The following is a 20,717-nucleotide window of genomic DNA, read 5'->3' as shown; positions in this document are numbered from 1 at the left end:
AAAATCAAATAGTTAGTTATGGCAAACAAATACTTTTTATTCTTATTTTTTTCAGCGCAATTTTTAACAGCGCAATGCTGGCAAAGTATTTCAGCAAGCAGATATGGAAGTTGTGTTGTTGCTGACAATGGTAGTTTATGGAGTTGGGGCAATAATGCTTCTGGAGAATTGGGTATAGGTGTAACTGGTGGAATTCGTAATATTCCAACACAAACTGGTTCAGACCAAGACTGGAAACCTGTATCGGAAAAAACCACAATCCAAACTGCTTTAAAAAATGACGGTTCATTATGGTCATGGGGATTAAATAATTCTGGACAATTAGGACATGGCAATACAACCAATATTAATTCCCCGACAATGATTGGAACAGCTTCTGATTGGAAATCTGTTTATGCAGGTAAGAATCAAGAATTTGTTATAGCCATTAAAAACAACGGGACATTATGGTCTTGGGGAAGAAATGACTACGGTGGATTGGGTTTAGGCGATACTGCATTAAGGACTGCTCCTGCCCAAATTGGAAGTGATACAAATTGGGAAACAATTGCTGTTGGTGGTTACTTTGCTTTAGGATTAAAAACCGATGGTACACTTTGGTCTTGGGGAGATAATGGAAGTGGTCAATTAGGTTTTGGTGATTTTGCTAATAGAGTTTCTCCAACTCAAGTTGGTACTGCCAACGATTGGGACAGTATATATTGTGGTTATAATCATGCTATTGGAGTTAAAAATGATGGAAGTATATGGGTATGGGGCTATAATGGTTATGGACAATTAGGATTAGGAGATACTGTAAATAGAAATGCACCTGTTCAGCTTACCAGTATGAATGGGATCCAAAAAATTGCGACTTCCATAGATTCTATATATTTTATTAAAACAGATGGGGCTCTATGGGTTTGTGGAAGAAATAATTATGGTCAATTAGGCTTAGGCGATTATTCCGATAGAAATATTCCAACACAACTAGGAACAGAAAATAGCTGGCAAGATATTTCCGGTGGATTTTATCATGTTTTAGCACTTAAATCAAATGGAACTTTATGGTCGTGGGGACATAATAATTATGGCCAATTAGGAGATGGTACTACGATTATTAGAACTTCACCAGTTGCTATCAATTGTCCAGCAATTCTTGGAACACAAGAAAATAAATTAACTGAATTAAGAATATTTCCTAACCCAACCAATTCCAGTGTTACCTTTTCAGAAGAAATTAAAAATTTAGAACTATACGATTTTACAGGAAAAAAAATAAAATCATATAGTAGCACAATATCGAAAATAGACCTATCTCAATTAGAAAATGGAATTTATTTTCTTAAAGGAAAAACAACTTCAGGTCTCATTTTTAATCAAAAACTAATCAAAAACTAATTAATAAATAAAAAGCCGTAACGTTTGCTACGGCTTTTTATTTATAAATGAATTTCTTAATATTTCAACAATTCCAGCAACTCTGCTTCAAAGCGTTGTTTCGGTAAATACTGATCTTCCAATGATTTCATAAACGGAATAGCTGATTCCAAACTTCCAACTCGTTTTACAGGAGCATCTAAATATTCAAAACAGTTTTCCATGATCATTGATGAAATATCACTTGCTACCCCACCAAACAAGGTGTCTTCCTGAAGAATGATTACGCGGCTTGTTTTCTTAACTGAAGCGTAAATAGCTTCCCAATCTAATGGTTGTAAAGTACGCAAGTCTAATAAATCTGCAGAAATATCAGAATGTTTAGCTAAAGTTTCCAAAGCCCAATGAACTCCTGCTCCGAAAGAAATAATGGTTACATCGTTTCCTTCTTTCAACAATGATGCTTTTCCAAATGGTAATGTGTAGTAATCTTTAGGCACATCTTGGTACACACTTCGGTATAACTGCTTGTGTTCGAAGAACATTACAGGGTTCGGATCGTTAATTGCTGTTGCTAATAACCCTTTTGCATCGTATGGGAAAGCTGGGTAAACTACTTTCAATCCTGGAGTTTTGGTAAACCAAGCTTCATTAGTTTGTGAGTGGAAAGGTCCAGCCTGAGTTCCTCCTCCACAAGGCATACGCACTACTACATCGGAATTTTCCTGCCAACGGTAGTGTTGTTTTGCTAATAAATTTACAATCGGGTTGAATCCTGTAGAAACGAAATCTGCAAACTGCATCTCAACAACCGCTTTATGTCCGTTGATTGACAATCCGTTAGCTGCTGAAACAATTACGCTTTCGCAGATTGGTGTATTGCGCACGCGCTCTTTTCCAAACTGATCCACAAAACCATCGGTAATTTTGAAGGCGCCACCATATTCCGCGATGTCTTGCCCCATAATTACCAGATTCTCATGGCGTTCCATTGACTGACGTAATCCGTTGGAAATTGCATCAATTACACGGATGTTTTCAACTTCATCAGAATGCTTTACTTCCTCATATTCCCAAGGACGGTAAACGTCGTTTAACTCTTCATTCAAATCTGCAACAATCGCAGGCTCTTCCTGAACCTTTGCCCAATCTGTATCGATTTCTTTTTTAATTTCTGCGCGGATAGCTTCATCTGTTGTATCATCTAAAACTGCAGTTGCTTTCAAGTAGTTTCTGTAATTTTCCACCGGGTCTTTAATAGCCCACATATCCATCAATTCCTGAGGAACATATTTCGTACCACTCGCCTCTTCGTGCCCACGCATACGGAAGGTCATGAATTCCAATAAAACCGGACGCGGGTTTTCAATCATAGAAGCTTTCAATTCCGTAATCAAATTGACTACTTCTAAAAGGTTGTTTCCGTCTACCACATGGCTTTCCATTCCGTAACCTATACCTCTATCTGCCAATTGTTTGCAACGGTATTGTTCGTTTGTTGGTGTGGATAATCCGTAACCGTTATTTTCAATTACGAATAAAACCGGTAAATCCCATACAGAAGCAACGTTCAATGCTTCGTGAAAATCACCTTCGGAAGTTGCCCCTTCACCTGTAAATACAGCAGTAACTTTTCCGTTTTTCTTTAATTTATTGGCTAAGGCGATACCGTCAGCAATTCCTAACTGCGGCCCCAAATGGGAAATCATACCTATAATATTGTACTCCTGAGTTCCGAAGTGGAACGAACGGTCGCGACCTTTAGTAAACCCATTACGTTTTCCCTGCCATTGTGAGAATAAGCGGTGCAACGGAATTTCTCTTGTGGTGAACACACCTAAATTACGGTGCATTGGCAAGATGTATTCGTCTTTATCTAAAACCGATGTTATTCCTACGGAAATTGCCTCCTGTCCAATTCCTGAGAACCATTTTGAAACTTTCCCTTGACGGATAAGGATTAGCATTTTCTCCTCTATCAAACGAGGTTTTAATATCTTTTTATATAAATCTAATAATTGATCGTTGGTTAGATTTTTTCTATCGAAGTTCATTGTATTGTGGTTTATAAAACGCTGTCAAAAGTATAAAAAATAACACTTTCAGCCTAAATTGTTGGAGATTTTATTTCCCGAATATCAAAGCTTTCTTAACTACTGATTTATAAACTTTTAAATTGTTGACAACTTTATTATTTTTTTCCAGAAATTATTCAATACATTTGTCTTTATAATGGTTTCAAACCGAAAAAGTTATTAACAAAAACTAAGTACAATGCAAAACATTCCTAGTGTTGACTTACGTGATTTCCTGTCGGATGATCCGGCACGTAAACAAAAATTTGTAAATGAAATCGGAAAAGCCTACGAAGAAATCGGCTTCGTAGCATTAAAAGGTCATTTCTTAGATGACAAATTAGTAGATGAACTTTACAGTGAAGTTCGTAATTTTTTCAACCTTCCTTTAGAAGTAAAAGAGAAATACGAAATCCCTGGAATCGGCGGACAAAGAGGCTATGTTTCTTTCGGAAAAGAGCATGCTAAAGGACGTTCAGCCGGAGACTTAAAAGAATTCTGGCACTTTGGCCAGTATGTAAGTGAAGGTTCAAAATACGCTTCGGAATACCCTGAAAACGTAACCGTTACAGAATTACCAAAATTCAATGCCGTTGGAAAAGAAGCATACCAAATGCTAGAAAAAACCGGTATTTATGTTTTAAGAGCTTTGGCAATTTACATTGGATTAGACGAATTCTATTTTGATAAATACATCAAAGACGGAAACAGTATTTTACGCCCAATTCATTACCCACCAATTACTGATGAACCAAAAGACGGAGCTGTTCGTGCTGCCGCTCACGGAGATATCAACTTGATTACGCTTTTGATGGGTGCTCAAGGTAAAGGATTACAAGTACAAAATCATGACGGTCAATGGATTGATGCTATTGCGGAACCGGATGAATTGGTAATCAATGTGGGTGATATGTTATCGCGTCACACTAATAATAAATTAAAATCTACAATCCACCAGGTTGTGAATCCGCCTAGAGAATTATGGGGAACTTCTCGTTTTTCCATTCCGTTCTTTATGCACCCGGTTGGTGATATGTCTTTAAACTGTTTGGAGAACTGTATCGATGCAGACCACCCGAAATTGTACGATGACATCACTGCTGGTGATTTCTTATACGAACGTTTAGTAGATTTGGGATTAATTAAAAAATAATCTTTAATTTTATACTCTTACGAAAAGACATTGAGTTTTTGCTTGATGTCTTTTTAATTTTTAAGAATAGTTACAATGGACTTAAGAGATCAGTTAAAAAATCTGTTTCCTGACCACGAAGGATCAAATGAACCGGAGGAAGTTCAGCAAGAAAATCATGAGCTTTTCATTCAGAAAGAACCACTTATCTGCAAATTTGAAAAACGAAAAGGAAAAGTTAACACCATAATCGAAGGCTACGAAGGTGATATTGAAGATTTCAAAATTCTCGCCAAAGAAATTAAAACAAAATTGAGTGTGGGCGGAAGCTTTAAAGACGATGCAATCATCATTCAGGGCGATTACCGTGATAAAATCATGAACATCCTAAAAGACAAAGGGTTCAAGGTAAAACGAGTTGGCGGTTGATTATTTGATTCAGAAATAAAGTTGAGCTACTACGAAAACTACACAACTAAGTATTAAGTAACTCAGAAACAAGAATTATGGCAGAAATAAAATCTTCAGAATTGATATTAAACCCGGACGGAAGTGTGTATCACTTAAACCTGAAACCGGAACACATTGCTCACGACATCATTTTTGTGGGCGATCAATATCGTGTTGAAAAAATTACCAAACATTTTGACAATGTGGAGTTTACCACTCAAAAACGTGAGTTCAAAACACAAACGGGAACTTACAAAGGAAAACGCATCACGGTAATGTCTACCGGAATTGGCCCTGACAATATCGATATCGTAATGAACGAATTGGATGCATTGGTAAATATTGATTTAAACACAAAACAACCGAAAACCGAGCTTACTTCATTAAATATAGTTCGAATCGGAACCTCGGGTTCATTACAAACTGATATTCCTGTGGATAGCATCGTTATGTCTGAATATGCTATTGGTTTAGACAATATGCTTCGCTCTTACTTAATTAATGAAGTAACCGATAAAAATATCGAAGAAGCTTTTATTAACCACACAAATTGGGATTTAAGAAAAGGGCGCCCATATGTAATTAAAGGAAGTGAAAAACTTGCTAAACTTATTGAAAGTGAGTCTATTCACAAAGGTTTTACAGGGACAGCCGGAGGTTTTTACGGACCACAAGGACGCGTGTTGCGTTTGAACATTCAGGACGAAAATCTGAACCAAAAAATGGACAATTTTAATCACAACGGCATCAGAATGACCAATTTAGAAATGGAAACTGCTGCTATTTACGGTTTAGGAAAACTTCTTGGTCACGAAACACTTTCTATGAATGCTATCATTGCCAACAGGGCCAACGGAACCTTCAGCGAAGATCCTTATAAAGCCGTAGATGAGCTAATTATTTATGTTTTAAATAAATTAGTCGGATAATGACGCTAAGAGTTGCCAGACACACCAATAATCTTGAAAAAATCAAATCGTTTTATATTGATATTTTAGGATTTGAATTACTTGGCAGCTTTGAAAATCATGATTCTTACGATGGGATTTTCATTGGTAAACCAAATTTGGATTGGCATTTCGAATTTACACGATCTGATGAAAAAGCAAATCATGTTTCGGACCAAGATGATGTTTTAGTATTTTATCCGGAAACTATTTCTGAATACAACGTGTTAATCGACAAAGTGATAACCAATAACATTTCAATAACAGCATCTAAAAACCCGTATTGGAACTTAAACGGAAAAATGGTTCTTGATCCGGATGGTTTTAGAATTATTATATCGAATTTAAAAGCCAAATAATGAACCGAATAATAGAAACAGAACGACTCATTTTAAGACCAATTGTGCTTTCCGATGCAGAGGCAATGTTTGTTTTAGACAGTAACCCGAATGTAAACATTTATTTGGGAAACAATCCTGTACAAACAATGGAAGAAACTATAGGATATATTGAAAATATTCAAAATCAATACATCCAAAATGGGACGGGACGATTTGCCGTGGTTTTGAAAGAAACGAATGAATTCATCGGTTGGGCCGGAATTAAATTCTTAACAGAACCCGAAAACAATCATGTCAATGTTTATGAAATCGGATACAGACTGCAGGAAGCGCACTGGGGAAAAGGTTACGGCAGTGAAGCCGCAAAAGCATGGCTGGATTATGGCTTTACAGAAATGAACATTCCCAAAATGTATGCTTCAGTACACAAAGAAAATGCCGCTTCAAAGCGAATTCTTGAAAAAATAGGAATGCAGATTACTTCCGAATTTTTATGGAACGATATTCCGTGTTATTGGCTTGAAATGGAAAATAATATGTTATGAAGATAATCATAGAAACCGAACGATTGCTTATTCGCGAATTACTTCCTTCCGATAAAGAGGGAATTTTTCATTTGGATTCTGATATGGATGTACACGAGTTTTTAGGGAAAAACCCCATAAAAACAATTGAAGAAGCACAAAACATTATCGATTTTGTCCGTCTGCAATATCAGGAAAACGGCATTGGTCGCTGGGCTGTTCTTTTAAAAGAAAACCATGAATTTATTGGTTGGGCCGGCTTAAAACTGGTAAAAGAAGAAATCAACGGACATCAGAATTTCTATGATTTAGGCTACCGATTTATCAAAAGTTTCTGGCAGAAAGGCTATGGATATGAAGCTGCCAAAGCCTGTTTGGATTACGCCTTCAACGAAATGCACCTTAAAAATGTTTATGCTCATGCTATGATTGGTAACGAAGGTTCGAAACGAATACTGGAAAAAATAGGTATGAAAAACACCGGCACTTTCTTTCATGAAAAAGACGAATGTGCCTGGTTTGAAATAAGTAAAGAAGACTATAAAAATATGGAGATTCAGTAACAGGATCTCCTTTTTTATTTCTTTAATATCTCAATCCTTTTTAGATAATCGGAAGGACGTTGCCCTAATACTTTTAAGAATGTATTGCTAAAAGTTGGCAAACTGTTGTAGCCTACCGCCATAGCCACTTCACCCACTGGCAGTTTCTTATCCAGTAAAAGTTCGATGGCTTTCAACATTCTTTTAATGGTAAAAAACTGAATAAACGACATTCCCATATCCTTCTGAAACAAACGATGCAGGGAACGCTCACTAAACCCAAATTCTTTAGCCAATTTTGAGAACTGAATGTTTTCAGAAAGATTAGCATCCAAATAAGCAATTACCTTAATGAGACGTTCCTCTTTAGGTAAGGGAAGCGCTAACGAAAGATTAACTGTGCAAATTTCCGGCAAAATTGCTTTAATTGAAGAAGCAATGGTGAAATTTCTGGTTCCTGCTTCTAAATTACCGTTCCAACGATTGGTAAAAAGCATCATTTGAAGCAGCAAATCATTTACCGGATAAATCCCTTCAGTTAAATAAAATGAATGATCTTTTCTTTCTTTTGGAAAATAGAGATTTCGCATCATTACATCTTCAGAACTCGGATGAATACTGTGCAAAACTCCTCCGGGAATCCACATAAAATGCCGGGCCGGTAAAAAATAGGTTTGAGTTTGCGTTTTTACATAAACAATCCCTCCTTCTGTGTAAAGCAGTTGTGATTTTTCATGTTTATGTGTTGGAATAAGCAATTCTCCCATAAGATCATGATGGCAATAAATGCTTTTTCCATCCGTATCAACATCCATTATATAATATTTATCACTTTCCATCTATATAGTGTCTTAAATGAATAAATATATGGCTTTTTTAAATATTTAGCAAAAAACAGTAATTCTTAAAATTGTATAACAATCTAAATAATAACTATTAAAAATTGTGTTATATGCAATTTTAAAGCACTATTATTCAAAACAACAGCAATTATGAGTGAAAAAAGAATACAATATGCCGGATATGAAACCAGAATAATTTCTGCGGAAGAAGCCGCCAGCCTAATACAAGACAAGATGGTTATTGGCACTAGCGGATTTACCAAAGCCGGCGATAGCAAAGCCGTTCTTCCTGCATTTGCAAAGAGAGCTGAAAATGAAAAGATTGGTATCACTTTAATTACCGGAGCTTCCCTTGGTCATAATACCGATACTGATTTAGCCCAAAGCAATGCTTTATACAGAAGAATGCCCTTTCAGGCAGATGCGGGACTTCGGAACAAGATCAATGAAGGAGACACTTATTTTATAGACCAGCATTTAAGCGAAACTTCCGAGTTACTTGAAAACAATCATTTACCTAAAATTGATTTTGCCATAATTGAAGCTGCTTATATTGATGTAAACGGCAATATTATCCCAACAACATCGGTTGGAAATTCTGCAACTTTTGCAAAATTGGCAGATAAAATATTAATTGAAATAAACACTTCTATACCTTTAAATTTCAAAGGAATACATGATATATTTTTACACGAAAACTACCCCAACAGAAAACCCTTAAACATCACGAAATCCGATTCCAGAATTGGCTTGGAATACATTCCCGTGAATCCGGAAAAAGTAGTCGGAATCATCTTTACCAATCTTTCAGACAGCTCCGCTGTAGTAACTCCTCCTGATGCAAAAACCTCTGCAATTGCCAATCATTTACTTACTTTTTTTGATGATGAGATTAAAGCCGGAAGACTTACCGAATCGTTAATGCCTTTACAAGTTGGTATTGGAAAAATCGCAAATGCGGTAATGTCCGGTTTTTCAAAAGGGAATTTTAAAAACCTAGTCATGTATTCCGAAGTACTGCAAGACAGCACCTTTGAACTCATTGATAGCGGAAAATTGGATTTTGCTTCTGCATCCTCTTTGACCGTATCGGAAGACTGTTACAAACACTTCCTTGAAAATTTTGACCATTACAAAGAAAAAATCCTGCTTCGACCGCAAAACATCAGTAATTCCGGAGAAGTTATCCGAAGATTGGGCATCATTGCTATTAACACCGCAATAGAATTTGACATTTACGGAAACGTGAATTCAACACACATCTCCGGAACCAAAATGATGAACGGCATCGGCGGCTCCGGTGATTTTGCCCGAAATGCCTATTTAAGTATTTTCGTAGCTCCCTCAACATCAAAAGAATTCAACGCGATTTCCCATGTTTTGCCAATGGCTTCCCATGTAGACCATACCGAACACGATGTTGATATTTTAGTAACCGAACAAGGTTTGGCAGATTTAAGAGGATTGGCGCCAAGAGAACGAGCAAAAGTCATTATTGAAAAATGCGCACATCCCGAGTATAAAGAACAACTTACAGATTACTTTAACCGTGCTTGCATCAGAGGCGGCCATACGCCGCATATTTTAGAAGAAGCGTTCTCCTTTCATACCCGCTATAATGAAACCGGATCTATGAAGAAAGAAAACCACGTTGATTTAGTTTCATAAAAACGTGTGTTAATTTGGTTTGTTTTTTGAAATTTTCCCTGCCATTGATTTGCGCGGGGAAAGTTCGTTTTTAGACCAATTTAACGGGTCAATTTCTTATAATTACGTTTAGTATTCCTATCTTAGCAATTAATTTTTTTCAAATGAAAACAGTAAGAATTGCGGGAGTTCCGGAACATTTCAACCTTCCTTGGCATTTATGTATCGAAAATGGTGAATTTGACGAAGTTGACATCGATTTACAATGGACCGACGTGCCTGAAGGTACTGGAAAAATGTGCCAAATGCTTCGCGATAATCAAACCGATATTGCTGTAATTCTTTCTGAAGGAATTGTAAAAGATATTGCTACCGGAAATGATGCTTCTATTGTTCAGGTTTACGTGCAATCGCCTTTAATCTGGGGAATTCATGTTGATGGAAAATCATCGTTTAAAAGTCTTTCCGAGCTTGAAAACAAAAAAGTTGCTATTAGCCGAATGGGCTCCGGCTCTCATCTGATGGCAATTGTAAATGCGAAAACCCAAAACTGGGACACCAAAAATATAGAATTTGAAATCGTTAACACTATTGATGGTGCTGTTGAAGCACTTACAGCAGGCAAAGCAGATTACTTCATGTGGGAGCGTTTCATGACCAAACCACTTGTAGACAACGGTACTTTCAGAAGAATAGCCGACTGCCCTACTCCTTGGCCATGTTTCGTGATTGCGGTTCGAAACGAATTTCTTCAAAATAACAAACATGTTGTGCAGCAGATTTTGGAGATCATCAACAATACCACTATCGAATTTAAAGAAATACCAAGTATTGACCGCACTTTGGCAACACGTTACAATCAAAAATTAGAAGACATTCAGGAATGGTTGAAACTCACTCGTTGGTCGCAAAAGAAATTGGACAAAAACACCTTCGAGAAAATACAAAACCAATTATTTGATTTACATTTGATTACAGATAAAACAAATTACGAAACTGTTGTGAAATAAACGGCTTCCAAAGCATGCTCCCTTCAATACCGACAAAACTCGAAGTGCTCAAAGAAAAGCTTTCTCTGCCAAAGCCTTGGGATACTGTTGTTATTTTTTTGCTGAATATTTTAATTGCCATTCCTATTTTTATTATTGCTCATCAGAATTTAATCGATCCTGAATGGTTTCTGCATATTGATCGGGTTCTTTTGTTTATAATAATCCTTGCGGTAATTCAGTTGGTTTTACGATTACTGAAAACCATAATCGTAATTTGTATTTTTCTGTATTTGATTGCATTATTATGGGGCACTTTATTTGGAGGTTACGGTTTTGCATCTGTTTTTGAAGATTATCAGGCGATGATTTTTACCATGAACGATGATCCAAACCCTCAGGACATCATTATTTCAAAACTGCTTCCGTTTCCTAATAAATCCCAAATTATTGATGCGGTTGATTTCGAAAATCCTAAAGTTCGAAATTTTGCTTTAAAAGCTACGACGCTTCATTTTCAAGATGTAAAAGGACATCGGGAATACCGTCAAATCATACAGTGTTTTGCAGTTTTTAAAGAAATTCGAAACCGCTGGAACTATGTAAACGACCCAAAAGGAAGAGAATATATCGCCTACGCCAGCGAATCACTCCAGCATTTTTCAGGTGATTGTGACGATCATGCTATTTTTACTTCCGCATTAATCCGTGCTATTGGCGGAACTCCGAGAATAATTCACACCGGAGGTCATCTCTACCCCGAGATGCTTATCGGAAACAAAGCCGATTTTGAAAACGTCAATTATTTGATAAAAGAGGTTTTATTCAAAGAAGAATCCAAAGGAAAAGAAGTACATTATCATATAGACGAGCGCGGACAAATCTGGCTTAACTTAGATTATACGGCAAAATATCCCGGAGGACCGTTTATGAGTGAAGAAATTCTGGGAGCACTTACCTTTAATTAAGCAACCTTTTGTTATATTTACCATCATTAACTAAAAACCTTCTATGAAAAAAACAGCTTTTTTATTAACCTTGTTTCTTTCGCAATTTGCAATGGCCCAAGACTCCACTGCAACAGTAAGCCCTCTTTCATTAAAGAAAAACGAAATTAAACTCGACGTCGTTGCTTTAATTACTCAAACCCGTTTTCATGTAAGTTATGAGCGCTTTTTAAAGAATGATTTTTCGGTAGGTTTAAGTATCAGTTTATCAGCCAGCAGTAAGCGAAAAGATGATTTCGATAATAATTTCAATAGAACTATTTCCGAATATGAGGTAAACCCGTTTATGAGATATTCATTATCCAAAAGCCAAAGAAGCTACTATTTTGTAGAGGCTTTCGGTTCAATAAATGGGGGAAAATACAAAGAACAACAACGAATTACAGATGGCTCCAGTGCTTATTATGCTGCTGTAGAAGACACTTATACCGATTTTGCCCTAGGAGCTGCCATTGGTTACAAGCTTTACCTTGCAGACAAATTCGGAATTGAAATTTTTGTAGGCGGAGCTAAAAATCTATTAAATACAGACGTAAGCCCGAAGTATGTTCCAAGAGTTGGTGCTAATTTCGGTTACCGTTTTTAAAAATTATGACTATGAAAAAAATACAAATAGCATTTCTTGCAGTAATCAGTTCAATCGTTTTAGTTTCCTGCAATACTAAAGATGATGATTTTTTTAATTCCGTTTATCTTGACGCCCCAGATTTGGTAAGAGTCGATGATCCAACAATAGACGGAATAGTTGGCAACATTTTATCTTTTCACGTTGTCATTGACCGTTATTTAGATGAAGGTTTAACCACTCCTTTGGATATTTACAAAACTACCGGGGCAACATCTTTTGGTTTTTCCTATTCTTTGGAAGTTAAAAATTCTTCTGGAAATTGGGTTTCTTATTTAAATGGTGGAGCTGAATATAATGTTGGTGAAGTTGTATACGATTCTGTAAATGAAACTTATTCATTTGACAAGACAATTTCCTTAAGTGCCGGTACTTATCGTTTCCGACTTGGAGAAAGCCACCAGGGAGCTGCAAATACAGATTTTATTTCCAGAAATGAACCAAATAAAACGTCCGTTGTAATTTCATCAAGACCAAAAAAATTTGACGGAACATACTTTGATAACGATGGTTATTATTATTTCACAATTGATTAAAAAAGAGCCTCCAAATTTGGAGGCTCTTTTTTACCACACTATTTCACTTTTTTTCTTCGATTTTAAAAAAGCATTTGTCTGACTAAAATGCTTGTTTCCAAACCATAATCCTCTATTTGCACTTAATGGTGAAGGATGTCCGGTTTCCAAAACCAAATGTTTTGAACGGTCAATTTTTGCTCCTTTTTTCTTTGCAAACCCACCCCAAAGTAAAAAGACAACATCTTGTTTTTCTTCAGATATTTTTTGAATTACCTTATCGGTAAAAGTTTCCCATCCTTTTTTCTGATGGCTTCCGGCTTCACTCTCACGCACAGTTAATGTTGCATTCAACAACAAAACTCCTTGATCGGCCCAACGTTCTAAATTACCTGATTTGGGAAATTGCTTTTGTAAATCGGTCTCAATTTCTCTGAAAATATTGTTTAACGAAGGAGGTAGCGGTACATTATCATTAACTGAAAAACATAATCCGTTTGCTTGCCCCAAACCATGATAAGGATCCTGTCCAATAATCACGACTTTTAAATCGTTTAAATGACAATGCTCAAAAGCTGAAAAAATAAGATGTTCTTCCGGAAAGCATTGTCTGTTCTGATATTCTTCCTTAACAAACCTGATAAGTTCTTTAAAATACTTTTTTTCAAATTCCTCTTGCAATAACAAATGCCAGGAATCATGTAATTTAACTTGCATGAATTATTTTTTACAAATATAATAAGTTTGTAACTTTGTTACTTTCCCTCTTAAAATGATTTCAATTAACGATAAAACGCTCCAGGACTTAGAATTCAATACGGTTTTAGAAATGGTATCTTCCTTGTGTACCACGGAAATTGGCCAGCAAAAAGCCTTGGAAATTAAACCTTATAAAGAAGCTTCGGTTCTAAAAGACATTTTGGTACAAACCTCTGAATACGTATCTTCCTATACCAATAACAATGCAATTCCGAATCATTACTTTGACACTATTAGTAATGAGCTAAACTTTCTGGCGATTGAAGACAGTTTTTTAGAAGTTGCAGGATTCAAAAAAATCAGCACCTTATCGGAAACAACTAATACTTTGCTTGTGTTTCTCAGAAAATTTGAAGATTATTATCCTAAACTGAATGAGAAAGCTTCTGAAATTGAATTGACAAAATTTATTGTTCAGAAAATTGACGAAGTACTTGATAAATACGGAGAGATAAAAGACACTGCCTCTCCTACTTTGGCTGAAATCCGTAAGAATATGAATCTGGTTCGCGGTAAAATAAACCAAAGTTTTGGTATGGCTCTTTCAAGTTATAACAGCTTAGGTTACTTGGATGATATTAGAGAAACAATTGTTGATAATCGAAGGGTTTTGGCAGTACTTGCAATGTACAGACGAAAAGTTAAAGGTTCCATTCTGGGGAGTTCTAAAACCGGAAGTATTGCCTATATTGAACCTGAAGCAACCTTACGTTATTCCCGAGAACTTGGAAATCTGGAATACGAAGAACGTGAGGAGATTACAAGAATCTTAAAACAACTTACCAACACAATCCGTCCTTATACCGATTTACTCAAACAGTATCAGGAGTTTTTAAGTGATGTTGATGTTATTGCAGCAAAAGCACGTTATGCTAATAGAATAAACGGTATTTTACCAAAGATCACCACAGAAAAAAGGTTGTTTTTTAGAGATGCGTTCCATCCTATTCTACTTTTAAATAATAAAGAGAAAAACAAACCAACCTTCCCACAAACCATTGAACTTGAAAACGATAGTCGCATTATTGTAATTTCAGGACCAAATGCCGGTGGCAAAAGTATAACCTTGAAAACCATTGGGCTATTGCAACTAATGCTTCAAAGTGGAATGTTGATTCCGGTTCACGAACGTAGCGAAACTTTTTTGTTTGACCGAATTTTAACTGATATTGGCGACAATCAATCTATTGAAAATCACTTAAGTACTTATAGCTATCGTCTAAAAAACATGAATTACTTTCTAAAAAAGTGTAATTCTAAAACATTATTCTTAATTGATGAGTTTGGAACAGGATCCGATCCGGAACTCGGAGGGGCTCTTGCAGAAGTTTTTCTTGAAGAATTTTACCAGCGAGAGGCTTTCGGAATTATCACTACACACTACACCAATTTAAAAATCCTCGCCAACGAATTGCCTTTTGCAATCAATGCTAACATGCTTTTTGATGAAAAGTCTCTTGAACCAATGTATAAACTGCATTTAGGACAAGCAGGAAGTTCCTTTACCTTTGAGGTTGCGCAAAAAAACGGTATTCCTTTCGGATTGATAAATCGAGCAAAAAAGAAAATTGAAGGTGAAAAAGTTCGTTTCGATAAAACTATTGCTAATCTTCAAAAAGAGCGTTCAAAACTGGAAAAAACATCCAAAAATTTGAAAGAAGAGGAAAACCGAGCTCGTGAAGAAAGCAAAAAAATGGAAAACATCAATACCAAAATACAGCAAAAACTGGAAAGTTATCAGGAACTCTTTGATGCAAATCAGCGTTTGGTATATATGGGACAAAAAATCGACGATATTTCAGAGAAATATTTCAACAATAAAAATAAAAAGGAACTCATTAGTGAATTCCTGAAAATGGTTGAAATTGAAAACTCAAAGCGCAAAAAAATCACTGCAAAAGAGAAAAAAACTAAAGAAATTATTGAAAAGCAAATTATTGAAGAAGTACGAGTAAAAGTTGAAGAAATTCGAAAAGAGAAAAAAGAAAAAAAAATAAAAGCTCAAAAAGAAGAATCCAACAAACCAAAAATTCCTCTAAAAATTGGTGATCGAGTAAGAATGATAGATGGAAAATCGGTGGGAAGTATTGATAATATTGAAAAAAACAAAGCAACGGTTAATTATGGTATTTTCACCTCGAAAGTAAGCCTAGATGATTTGGAACTGGTAGAACGAATGAAATAATATGGAAAAACTGCCTCAAAATAAAAAAATTATCTTGTTCGACGGATTGTGTAATTTATGCGACTCAACAGTACAGTTACTGATAAAAAAAGATAAAAATGATGTTTTCCGTTTTGTTCAATTACAGTCTGAATTAGGAAAAGAAATAACAAAATACATTGGAATTGATACCAAAAGTGTTGATAGTATTATTTTCTATGAACCTGGAATTTCCTACCATCTAAAAGCTGATGCAGCCATTGAAATTGCAAAAAATATCGGAGGAGTTTATTCTATATTGAGTATTTTTTCAATTTTTCCTAACTGGTTGAAAAATAAAGTCTATGATTATATAGCAAAAAACCGTTACAAATGGTATGGCAAAAAACAAAGCTGTATGATGCCTACACCAGAAACAAAAGCTAAATTTTTGCAATAAAAAAAGTCCCGATTAAATCGGGACTTTTAAATTATATCGTAAAGTAACTAAAAATTAGTTTTTAACAATTTTCTTAGTAGCTGTACCTTCGTTAGTATCAATATTTAAGAAATAAACACCCGCGTTTAATTCAGAAATGTTGATTTGAGTTTCAGTTACACCATCAACATCAATCGAATTTACAGTTCTTCCGTTAATATCTGTGATTACAACTTTATTGATTGCAGCACTATTTTTACTAGTAACAGTTACAAAATTCTTTGCAGGATTTGGATATACGGAAAACTTAGACGATAAAAAATCATTTGTTGATAACGTTCCGTCCACCACAATATCATCAACAGAAACTGCATCAGCATCAGTTCCAATATATTCAAATTTTATTTTCAAATTCGACATCCCTAAATAGGCAGCTAAATCAATTGAAACATTTGCAGTATTGTATAAATCTGAGTTACCATCTCCATCACCATCATCAACAAACTCCGGCGAATCTTCTTCCATCCAAAGCAAAGTCCATGTACTTCCGTTATCTGTAGAAATTTTAGCAAATAAATTACCCGCATTTAAATTAATCATATAATTCCATCCAACTTTAACTTTAAAATTAAAATTTGAAGTGGCATAACCTGCTAAGCTAAATGAAGGCGAAATCAAATTTGCTTCATTATAGGCAGCCGTGTAGTTAATAAATGCTGATTCTGTCCCAGCAATTAAAAAAGTTGTTTTTAATCCCAAGGTTTGAGCCGATACTTTTGCCCAAGGTCTTGATGTCACTTGAGTATCAATTGTCCATCCTGTCGGAGGGAATGTCCCTCCTTCAAAATTCTCAGACAATGCCTGAGCCGATGAATTTAAAGAAAGAATCAATGAAGAAATGAGTAATAGTTTTTTCATGTTAGTTAATTAGAATTTTTTGTAAAAATATATAATTTCTGACGCTAAAAAAATACAATTACAAAAATTTAAAATAAAAAAAAGTCCCTTAGAAGGGACTTTAAATATTTCTTAAAAACCAGTCGATTAGTTTTTAATAATTTTTTTAGTTGCTGAACCTTCGTTAGTGTCAATGTTTAAGAAATAAACACCAGCGTTTAATTCAGAAATGTTGATTTGAGTTTGAGATACTCCATTAGCATCAACAGTTTTCACAGTTCTTCCATTGATGTCTGTAAGTGTAACTTTATTAATTGCAACATTATCATCATTGCTAACAGTCACAAAGTTGTTAGCTGGATTTGGAAAAATATTGAATTTTTTTGAATTGATTGTAGCAAGTTGATTTACACCTAATAAAGCTTCAGTTGCAACTGCAGTAGTCACCAAGCTATCAAACATTGCGTCTGTTGAAGCAGCATTTGTTGTTGGAGTACTGCTCACAAAATCAACTTCTTCCGGAGGGAATGGTCCAGCCCAGTTAGCAGCAGGTAAGCTAGTGTAAAAACCTGGTCCTTTCCAAGTTACTTTACCATTTACAGAATCATAGGCAAATCCAATTCTGTACCATGTATCTGCAGCAAGCACTATTCCTGGTGCTGCAGCTAAGTTAACTAGGTAAGTATTATAAGTTCCGGCATTGTTCAAATAAGCAAGTCCGTTCAAAACTTTTGTATCCATTGTCAAAACAAAACCACCAATAACTCTACTTGTTACAGCTACTGCATCAGTTCCATAAGCTCTAACTCCTACTTGAGTTTTACTTGTTGTAGCTGGCCCTGAATAAATATCAAACTCAACTTGAATAACATCGTTTCCAGAAGTTCTAGCATCCCAAGCAGCTACTAAACCATCTTTCCACATAAAACGTGAACCTTTGTTACCGTCAGCTGTTGTAATTTTCAATCCGTTGGTAGCATTATTACCATTTGAAACAATTTGAAAATTTGTGTTAGAAGCATTTGTACTGGTTGTCGGAGCAGCTCCATTTGAAGATGCTGTAAACCATCCGTCCTGACCAGCAGTAGCACCAGTAATGTCTGTTCCAACATTGCCTAATGTTAACGCGTCAAAATTTTCGTTTTGTAAAACCTGAGCATTCATTGATAAAGAACTTATCATTGAACCTACAAATAAAAATAAAGTTTTTTTCATATTACATACATTTTTAGATTCCAAATGTAGTTTAAGTTTTATAAAATAAAAAATAATTATACTAATAAATAAAGTTTACAACAATTAAACCTTTAAATCAACTTTATTTAATAAAAAAACCCGACACTAGGTCGGGTTTTATGAATTGACTAAAAAATTAGTTCTTAACGATTTTTTTAGTTGCAGTACCTTCGTTAGTATCAATGTTTAAGAAATAAACACCAGTATTTAAATCACTTACATTAACTCTAGCATCAGCAACGCTATCAAAGTTCATAGTTTTAACTACTCTTCCATTAACATCAGTAACTGATACTTTGTTAATTTGAACATTTGATTGATTAGAAATAGAAACAACGTTGTTTGCAGGGTTTGGATAAACTGCCAATTTTGAAGAAACAAAATCTGAAGTTGATAATGCATCTCTTGTTACTTTGAAATCATCAAACATGAATCCGAATTGATCTTCAGAAATACAGTGGATACCAATGTAAATATTTTGACCTTGGTATGCATCTAAATCAAGCGTATATTCAACAAATGGTCCAGCCATTGTAGTCTCAGTTGCCATAACTTGAGTAAAACTTGCAGGATTTGTATCAGTTGTTGATACCCATACATTAAACTTTTCATCTGGGTAAGTAGCATCACAAGATTTTGCCCAAAATGACAACATATTTCCAGAAGCTCCTAATTGAATTTGAGGTGTAATAACCCAATCATCATTTCCATTAATTGGTGCTTGAGGAACAGCAGCGAAACATGCCATTGCTTTAGCGCCAGAATTTGCAGTCCAATCTCCTTCTGCACCTGGAGTTAAAGGAGGATTAGTAGCTGTTGAATTGAAAACAATAAATGCCATCGCAACACCTTCATTAGTAAAAGATGCACCAGAAAATCCGTAAGTAGGTCTTAAATCTACGTCTACCATAGTCCAACCACCAACACCTGTAATAGCAAAATCTGTGTAAGAATCGAAATTGTCTTCAAAAATTGTTACCTGAGCACTTGCAGATAACGTTGCAAACAATCCTAGGGAAAGTAAAAGTTTTTTCATTTTTTAAATAATTTTTTTGATTAATATTGCGAATATATCTATATTTTCTGATATCCGAAAATTATTTAAGAAAAAAGTCTGCTATTACTAAGGCTGCCATAGCTTCAACAATTGGCACTGCTCTAGGCACCACACAAGGATCATGCCTTCCTTTTCCCTGAATCTCAATTACATTACTCTCATTATCAAGAACTTCCTGTTTTTGCATTAGAGTTGCTACCGGTTTAAAAGCTACTCGAAAATAAATATCCATCCCGTTGGAAATTCCTCCCTGAATTCCTCCTGAATGATTGGTTTTTGTAGTTCCATCGGGATTGAACAGGTCATTATGCTCACTTCCTTTCATCTTACAGCCCTCAAAACCACTTCCGTATTCAAATCCTTTAACCGCATTTATTGAGAGCATCGCTTTACCTAATTGAGCATGAAGTTTATCAAAGACTGGTTCTCCTAATCCTATTGGAACATTTTGAATCACGCAAGTCACAACACCTCCAATTGTATTGCCTTCTTTTCTTATTTCACGAATATAGGCTTCCATTTTTTGAGCGATTACTAAATCAGGACAACGAACCGGGTTACTTTCTATTAATGAAAAATCGAGTTCCTGATACGGTTTATCTACAGAAATTTCCCCAACAGAGCTGACAAAAGCATTAATTTTAATAGTGGGAATAATTTGTTTCGCAATTGCTCCGGCCACTACCCTGCTTGCAGTTTCACGCGCAGAACTCCTCCCTCCACCTCTATAATCACGGATACCGTATTTTTGCTGGTAAACATAATCTGCATGGCTAGGACGATAGGTATTTTTGTAATCTGAATAATCTTCTGACTTTTGATTTTCGTTCGGAATAATGAATCCTATTGGTGCTCCGGTAGTTTTTCCTTCAAAGATTCCTGATAAAAACTGAACCCTGTCTGATTCTTTGCGTTGTGTTACAATTGCTGATTGTCCCGGCTTTCTTCGGTCCAGATCTTTCTGTATTGCTTCAAAATCAAGGGTAATTCCCGATGGACATCCATCGATAACACCACCTATTGCTTCTCCGTGGGATTCTCCAAAAGTCATCAGTTTAAATCTGTCTCCAAAAGTATTTCCGGCCATAATCTCATTTTTAAACAAATGTAAGTTTTTTCAATTTCAAAAAAATTACATTTTGATAATATTAGTCTGAATTATACATACTTTAATAATATTGTAATGATATT

General features: G+C 35.4%; 21 protein-coding genes. 14 read left to right on the top strand and 7 right to left on the bottom strand.

The genetic code is table 11. The features are described 5' to 3' along the window. Positions 1-18 precede the first annotated feature (18 nt). Positions 19-1,380 carry an RCC1 domain-containing protein gene (locus tag LZZ90_RS08780; RefSeq protein ID WP_237790318.1) on the top strand — a complete coding sequence of 454 codons (1,362 nt, stop codon included), beginning with the start codon at positions 19-21 and terminating at the stop codon, positions 1,378-1,380. 56 nt (positions 1,381-1,436) lie between these two features. On the opposite strand, the gene LZZ90_RS08775 is transcribed toward LZZ90_RS08780, so the two are convergent. Further along, positions 1,437-3,413 carry a thiamine pyrophosphate-dependent enzyme gene (locus tag LZZ90_RS08775; RefSeq protein ID WP_237790317.1) on the bottom strand — a complete coding sequence of 659 codons (1,977 nt, stop codon included), beginning with the start codon at positions 3,411-3,413 and terminating at the stop codon, positions 1,437-1,439. A gap of 220 nt (positions 3,414-3,633) precedes the next feature. Between LZZ90_RS08775 and LZZ90_RS08770 the strand changes: the two genes are divergently transcribed. The 6 genes from LZZ90_RS08770 to LZZ90_RS08745 all read left to right on the top strand — a co-directional run bounded on the left by LZZ90_RS08770 (position 3,634) and on the right by LZZ90_RS08745 (position 7,391). Then, complete coding sequence (locus tag LZZ90_RS08770) at positions 3,634-4,587, top strand: isopenicillin N synthase family oxygenase (RefSeq protein ID WP_237790316.1); 954 nt, start codon at positions 3,634-3,636, stop codon at positions 4,585-4,587. A gap of 75 nt (positions 4,588-4,662) precedes the next feature. Beyond that, positions 4,663-4,995 (top strand): translation initiation factor, encoded by a 333-nt coding sequence (locus LZZ90_RS08765; protein ID WP_237790315.1) that lies wholly within the window; start codon positions 4,663-4,665, stop codon positions 4,993-4,995. 77 nt (positions 4,996-5,072) lie between these two features. After that, entirely contained in the window at positions 5,073-5,945 is an 873-nt protein-coding gene (locus tag LZZ90_RS08760; RefSeq protein ID WP_237790314.1) for a nucleoside phosphorylase, read from the top strand. Then, a complete protein-coding gene (locus tag LZZ90_RS08755) occupies positions 5,945-6,322 on the top strand; it encodes a VOC family protein (protein ID WP_237790313.1) in 378 nt (125 codons plus the stop codon). The genes LZZ90_RS08760 and LZZ90_RS08755 overlap by 1 nt, the downstream gene beginning before the upstream one ends. Further along, on the top strand, positions 6,322-6,849 hold the full coding sequence (locus tag LZZ90_RS08750; RefSeq protein ID WP_237790312.1) for a GNAT family N-acetyltransferase: 528 nt from the start codon (positions 6,322-6,324) through the stop codon (positions 6,847-6,849). Before LZZ90_RS08755 ends, LZZ90_RS08750 begins: the two co-directional genes overlap by 1 nt. Further along, positions 6,846-7,391: a GNAT family N-acetyltransferase gene (locus tag LZZ90_RS08745; RefSeq protein WP_237790311.1), complete on the top strand. Its 546-nt coding sequence runs from the start codon at positions 6,846-6,848 to the stop codon at positions 7,389-7,391. The genes LZZ90_RS08750 and LZZ90_RS08745 overlap by 4 nt, the downstream gene beginning before the upstream one ends. A gap of 14 nt (positions 7,392-7,405) precedes the next feature. Here the strand turns inward: LZZ90_RS08745 and LZZ90_RS08740 are convergent, their stop codons facing one another. Further along, complete coding sequence (locus LZZ90_RS08740; protein ID WP_237790310.1) at positions 7,406-8,209, bottom strand: AraC family transcriptional regulator; 804 nt, start codon at positions 8,207-8,209, stop codon at positions 7,406-7,408. A gap of 153 nt (positions 8,210-8,362) precedes the next feature. Here LZZ90_RS08740 and LZZ90_RS08735 point away from each other — a divergent pair, with 153 nt between their 5' ends. From LZZ90_RS08735 to LZZ90_RS08715, 5 genes are all read left to right on the top strand, one after another. Next, positions 8,363-9,880, top strand: coding sequence for a succinate CoA transferase (locus LZZ90_RS08735; protein WP_237790309.1), 1,518 nt, complete (start codon positions 8,363-8,365; stop codon positions 9,878-9,880). A 143-nt stretch (positions 9,881-10,023) separates the two neighbouring features. Continuing rightward, entirely contained in the window at positions 10,024-10,869 is an 846-nt protein-coding gene (locus LZZ90_RS08730) for a substrate-binding domain-containing protein (RefSeq protein ID WP_237790308.1), read from the top strand. A 14-nt stretch (positions 10,870-10,883) separates the two neighbouring features. Further along, positions 10,884-11,816 (top strand): transglutaminase, encoded by a 933-nt coding sequence (locus tag LZZ90_RS08725; protein WP_237790307.1) that lies wholly within the window; start codon positions 10,884-10,886, stop codon positions 11,814-11,816. Positions 11,817-11,859: 43 nt separating this feature from the next. Next, positions 11,860-12,441 (top strand): outer membrane beta-barrel protein, encoded by a 582-nt coding sequence (locus LZZ90_RS08720; protein WP_237790306.1) that lies wholly within the window; start codon positions 11,860-11,862, stop codon positions 12,439-12,441. 11 nt (positions 12,442-12,452) lie between these two features. Further along, a complete protein-coding gene (locus LZZ90_RS08715; RefSeq protein ID WP_237790305.1) occupies positions 12,453-13,016 on the top strand; it encodes a hypothetical protein in 564 nt (187 codons plus the stop codon). 30 nt (positions 13,017-13,046) lie between these two features. Here LZZ90_RS08715 and LZZ90_RS08710 read toward each other — a convergent pair whose 3' ends face one another. Then, positions 13,047-13,712 carry a uracil-DNA glycosylase gene (locus LZZ90_RS08710; RefSeq protein ID WP_237790304.1) on the bottom strand — a complete coding sequence of 222 codons (666 nt, stop codon included), beginning with the start codon at positions 13,710-13,712 and terminating at the stop codon, positions 13,047-13,049. A 55-nt stretch (positions 13,713-13,767) separates the two neighbouring features. On the opposite strand from LZZ90_RS08710, the gene LZZ90_RS08705 reads away from it, so the two are divergent. Beyond that, positions 13,768-15,939, top strand: coding sequence for a DNA mismatch repair protein MutS (locus LZZ90_RS08705; RefSeq protein WP_237790303.1), 2,172 nt, complete (start codon positions 13,768-13,770; stop codon positions 15,937-15,939). A gap of 1 nt (position 15,940) precedes the next feature. Beyond that, on the top strand, positions 15,941-16,357 hold the full coding sequence (locus LZZ90_RS08700; protein ID WP_237790302.1) for a thiol-disulfide oxidoreductase DCC family protein: 417 nt from the start codon (positions 15,941-15,943) through the stop codon (positions 16,355-16,357). A gap of 54 nt (positions 16,358-16,411) precedes the next feature. Here the strand turns inward: LZZ90_RS08700 and LZZ90_RS08695 are convergent, their stop codons facing one another. The 4 genes from LZZ90_RS08695 to aroC form a co-directional block, all read right to left on the bottom strand. Then, entirely contained in the window at positions 16,412-17,254 is an 843-nt protein-coding gene (locus LZZ90_RS08695; RefSeq protein ID WP_237790301.1) for a T9SS type A sorting domain-containing protein, read from the bottom strand. A 126-nt stretch (positions 17,255-17,380) separates the two neighbouring features. Then, positions 17,381-18,448: a T9SS type A sorting domain-containing protein gene (locus LZZ90_RS08690; protein WP_237790300.1), complete on the bottom strand. Its 1,068-nt coding sequence runs from the start codon at positions 18,446-18,448 to the stop codon at positions 17,381-17,383. A gap of 157 nt (positions 18,449-18,605) precedes the next feature. Further along, complete coding sequence (locus LZZ90_RS08685; protein ID WP_237790299.1) at positions 18,606-19,505, bottom strand: T9SS-dependent choice-of-anchor J family protein; 900 nt, start codon at positions 19,503-19,505, stop codon at positions 18,606-18,608. A gap of 61 nt (positions 19,506-19,566) precedes the next feature. Then, positions 19,567-20,613 carry a chorismate synthase gene (gene aroC / locus LZZ90_RS08680; protein WP_237790298.1) on the bottom strand — a complete coding sequence of 349 codons (1,047 nt, stop codon included), beginning with the start codon at positions 20,611-20,613 and terminating at the stop codon, positions 19,567-19,569. Positions 20,614-20,717 lie beyond the last annotated feature (104 nt).

Origin of the sequence: Flavobacterium sp. SM15 (genome assembly GCF_022012335.1) — a bacterium.
Classification (GTDB): Bacteria; Bacteroidota; Bacteroidia; order Flavobacteriales; family Flavobacteriaceae; genus Flavobacterium.
The sequence above is the reverse complement of the archived record's forward strand: the minus strand, read 5'-3'. Positions and strand labels throughout refer to the sequence as shown.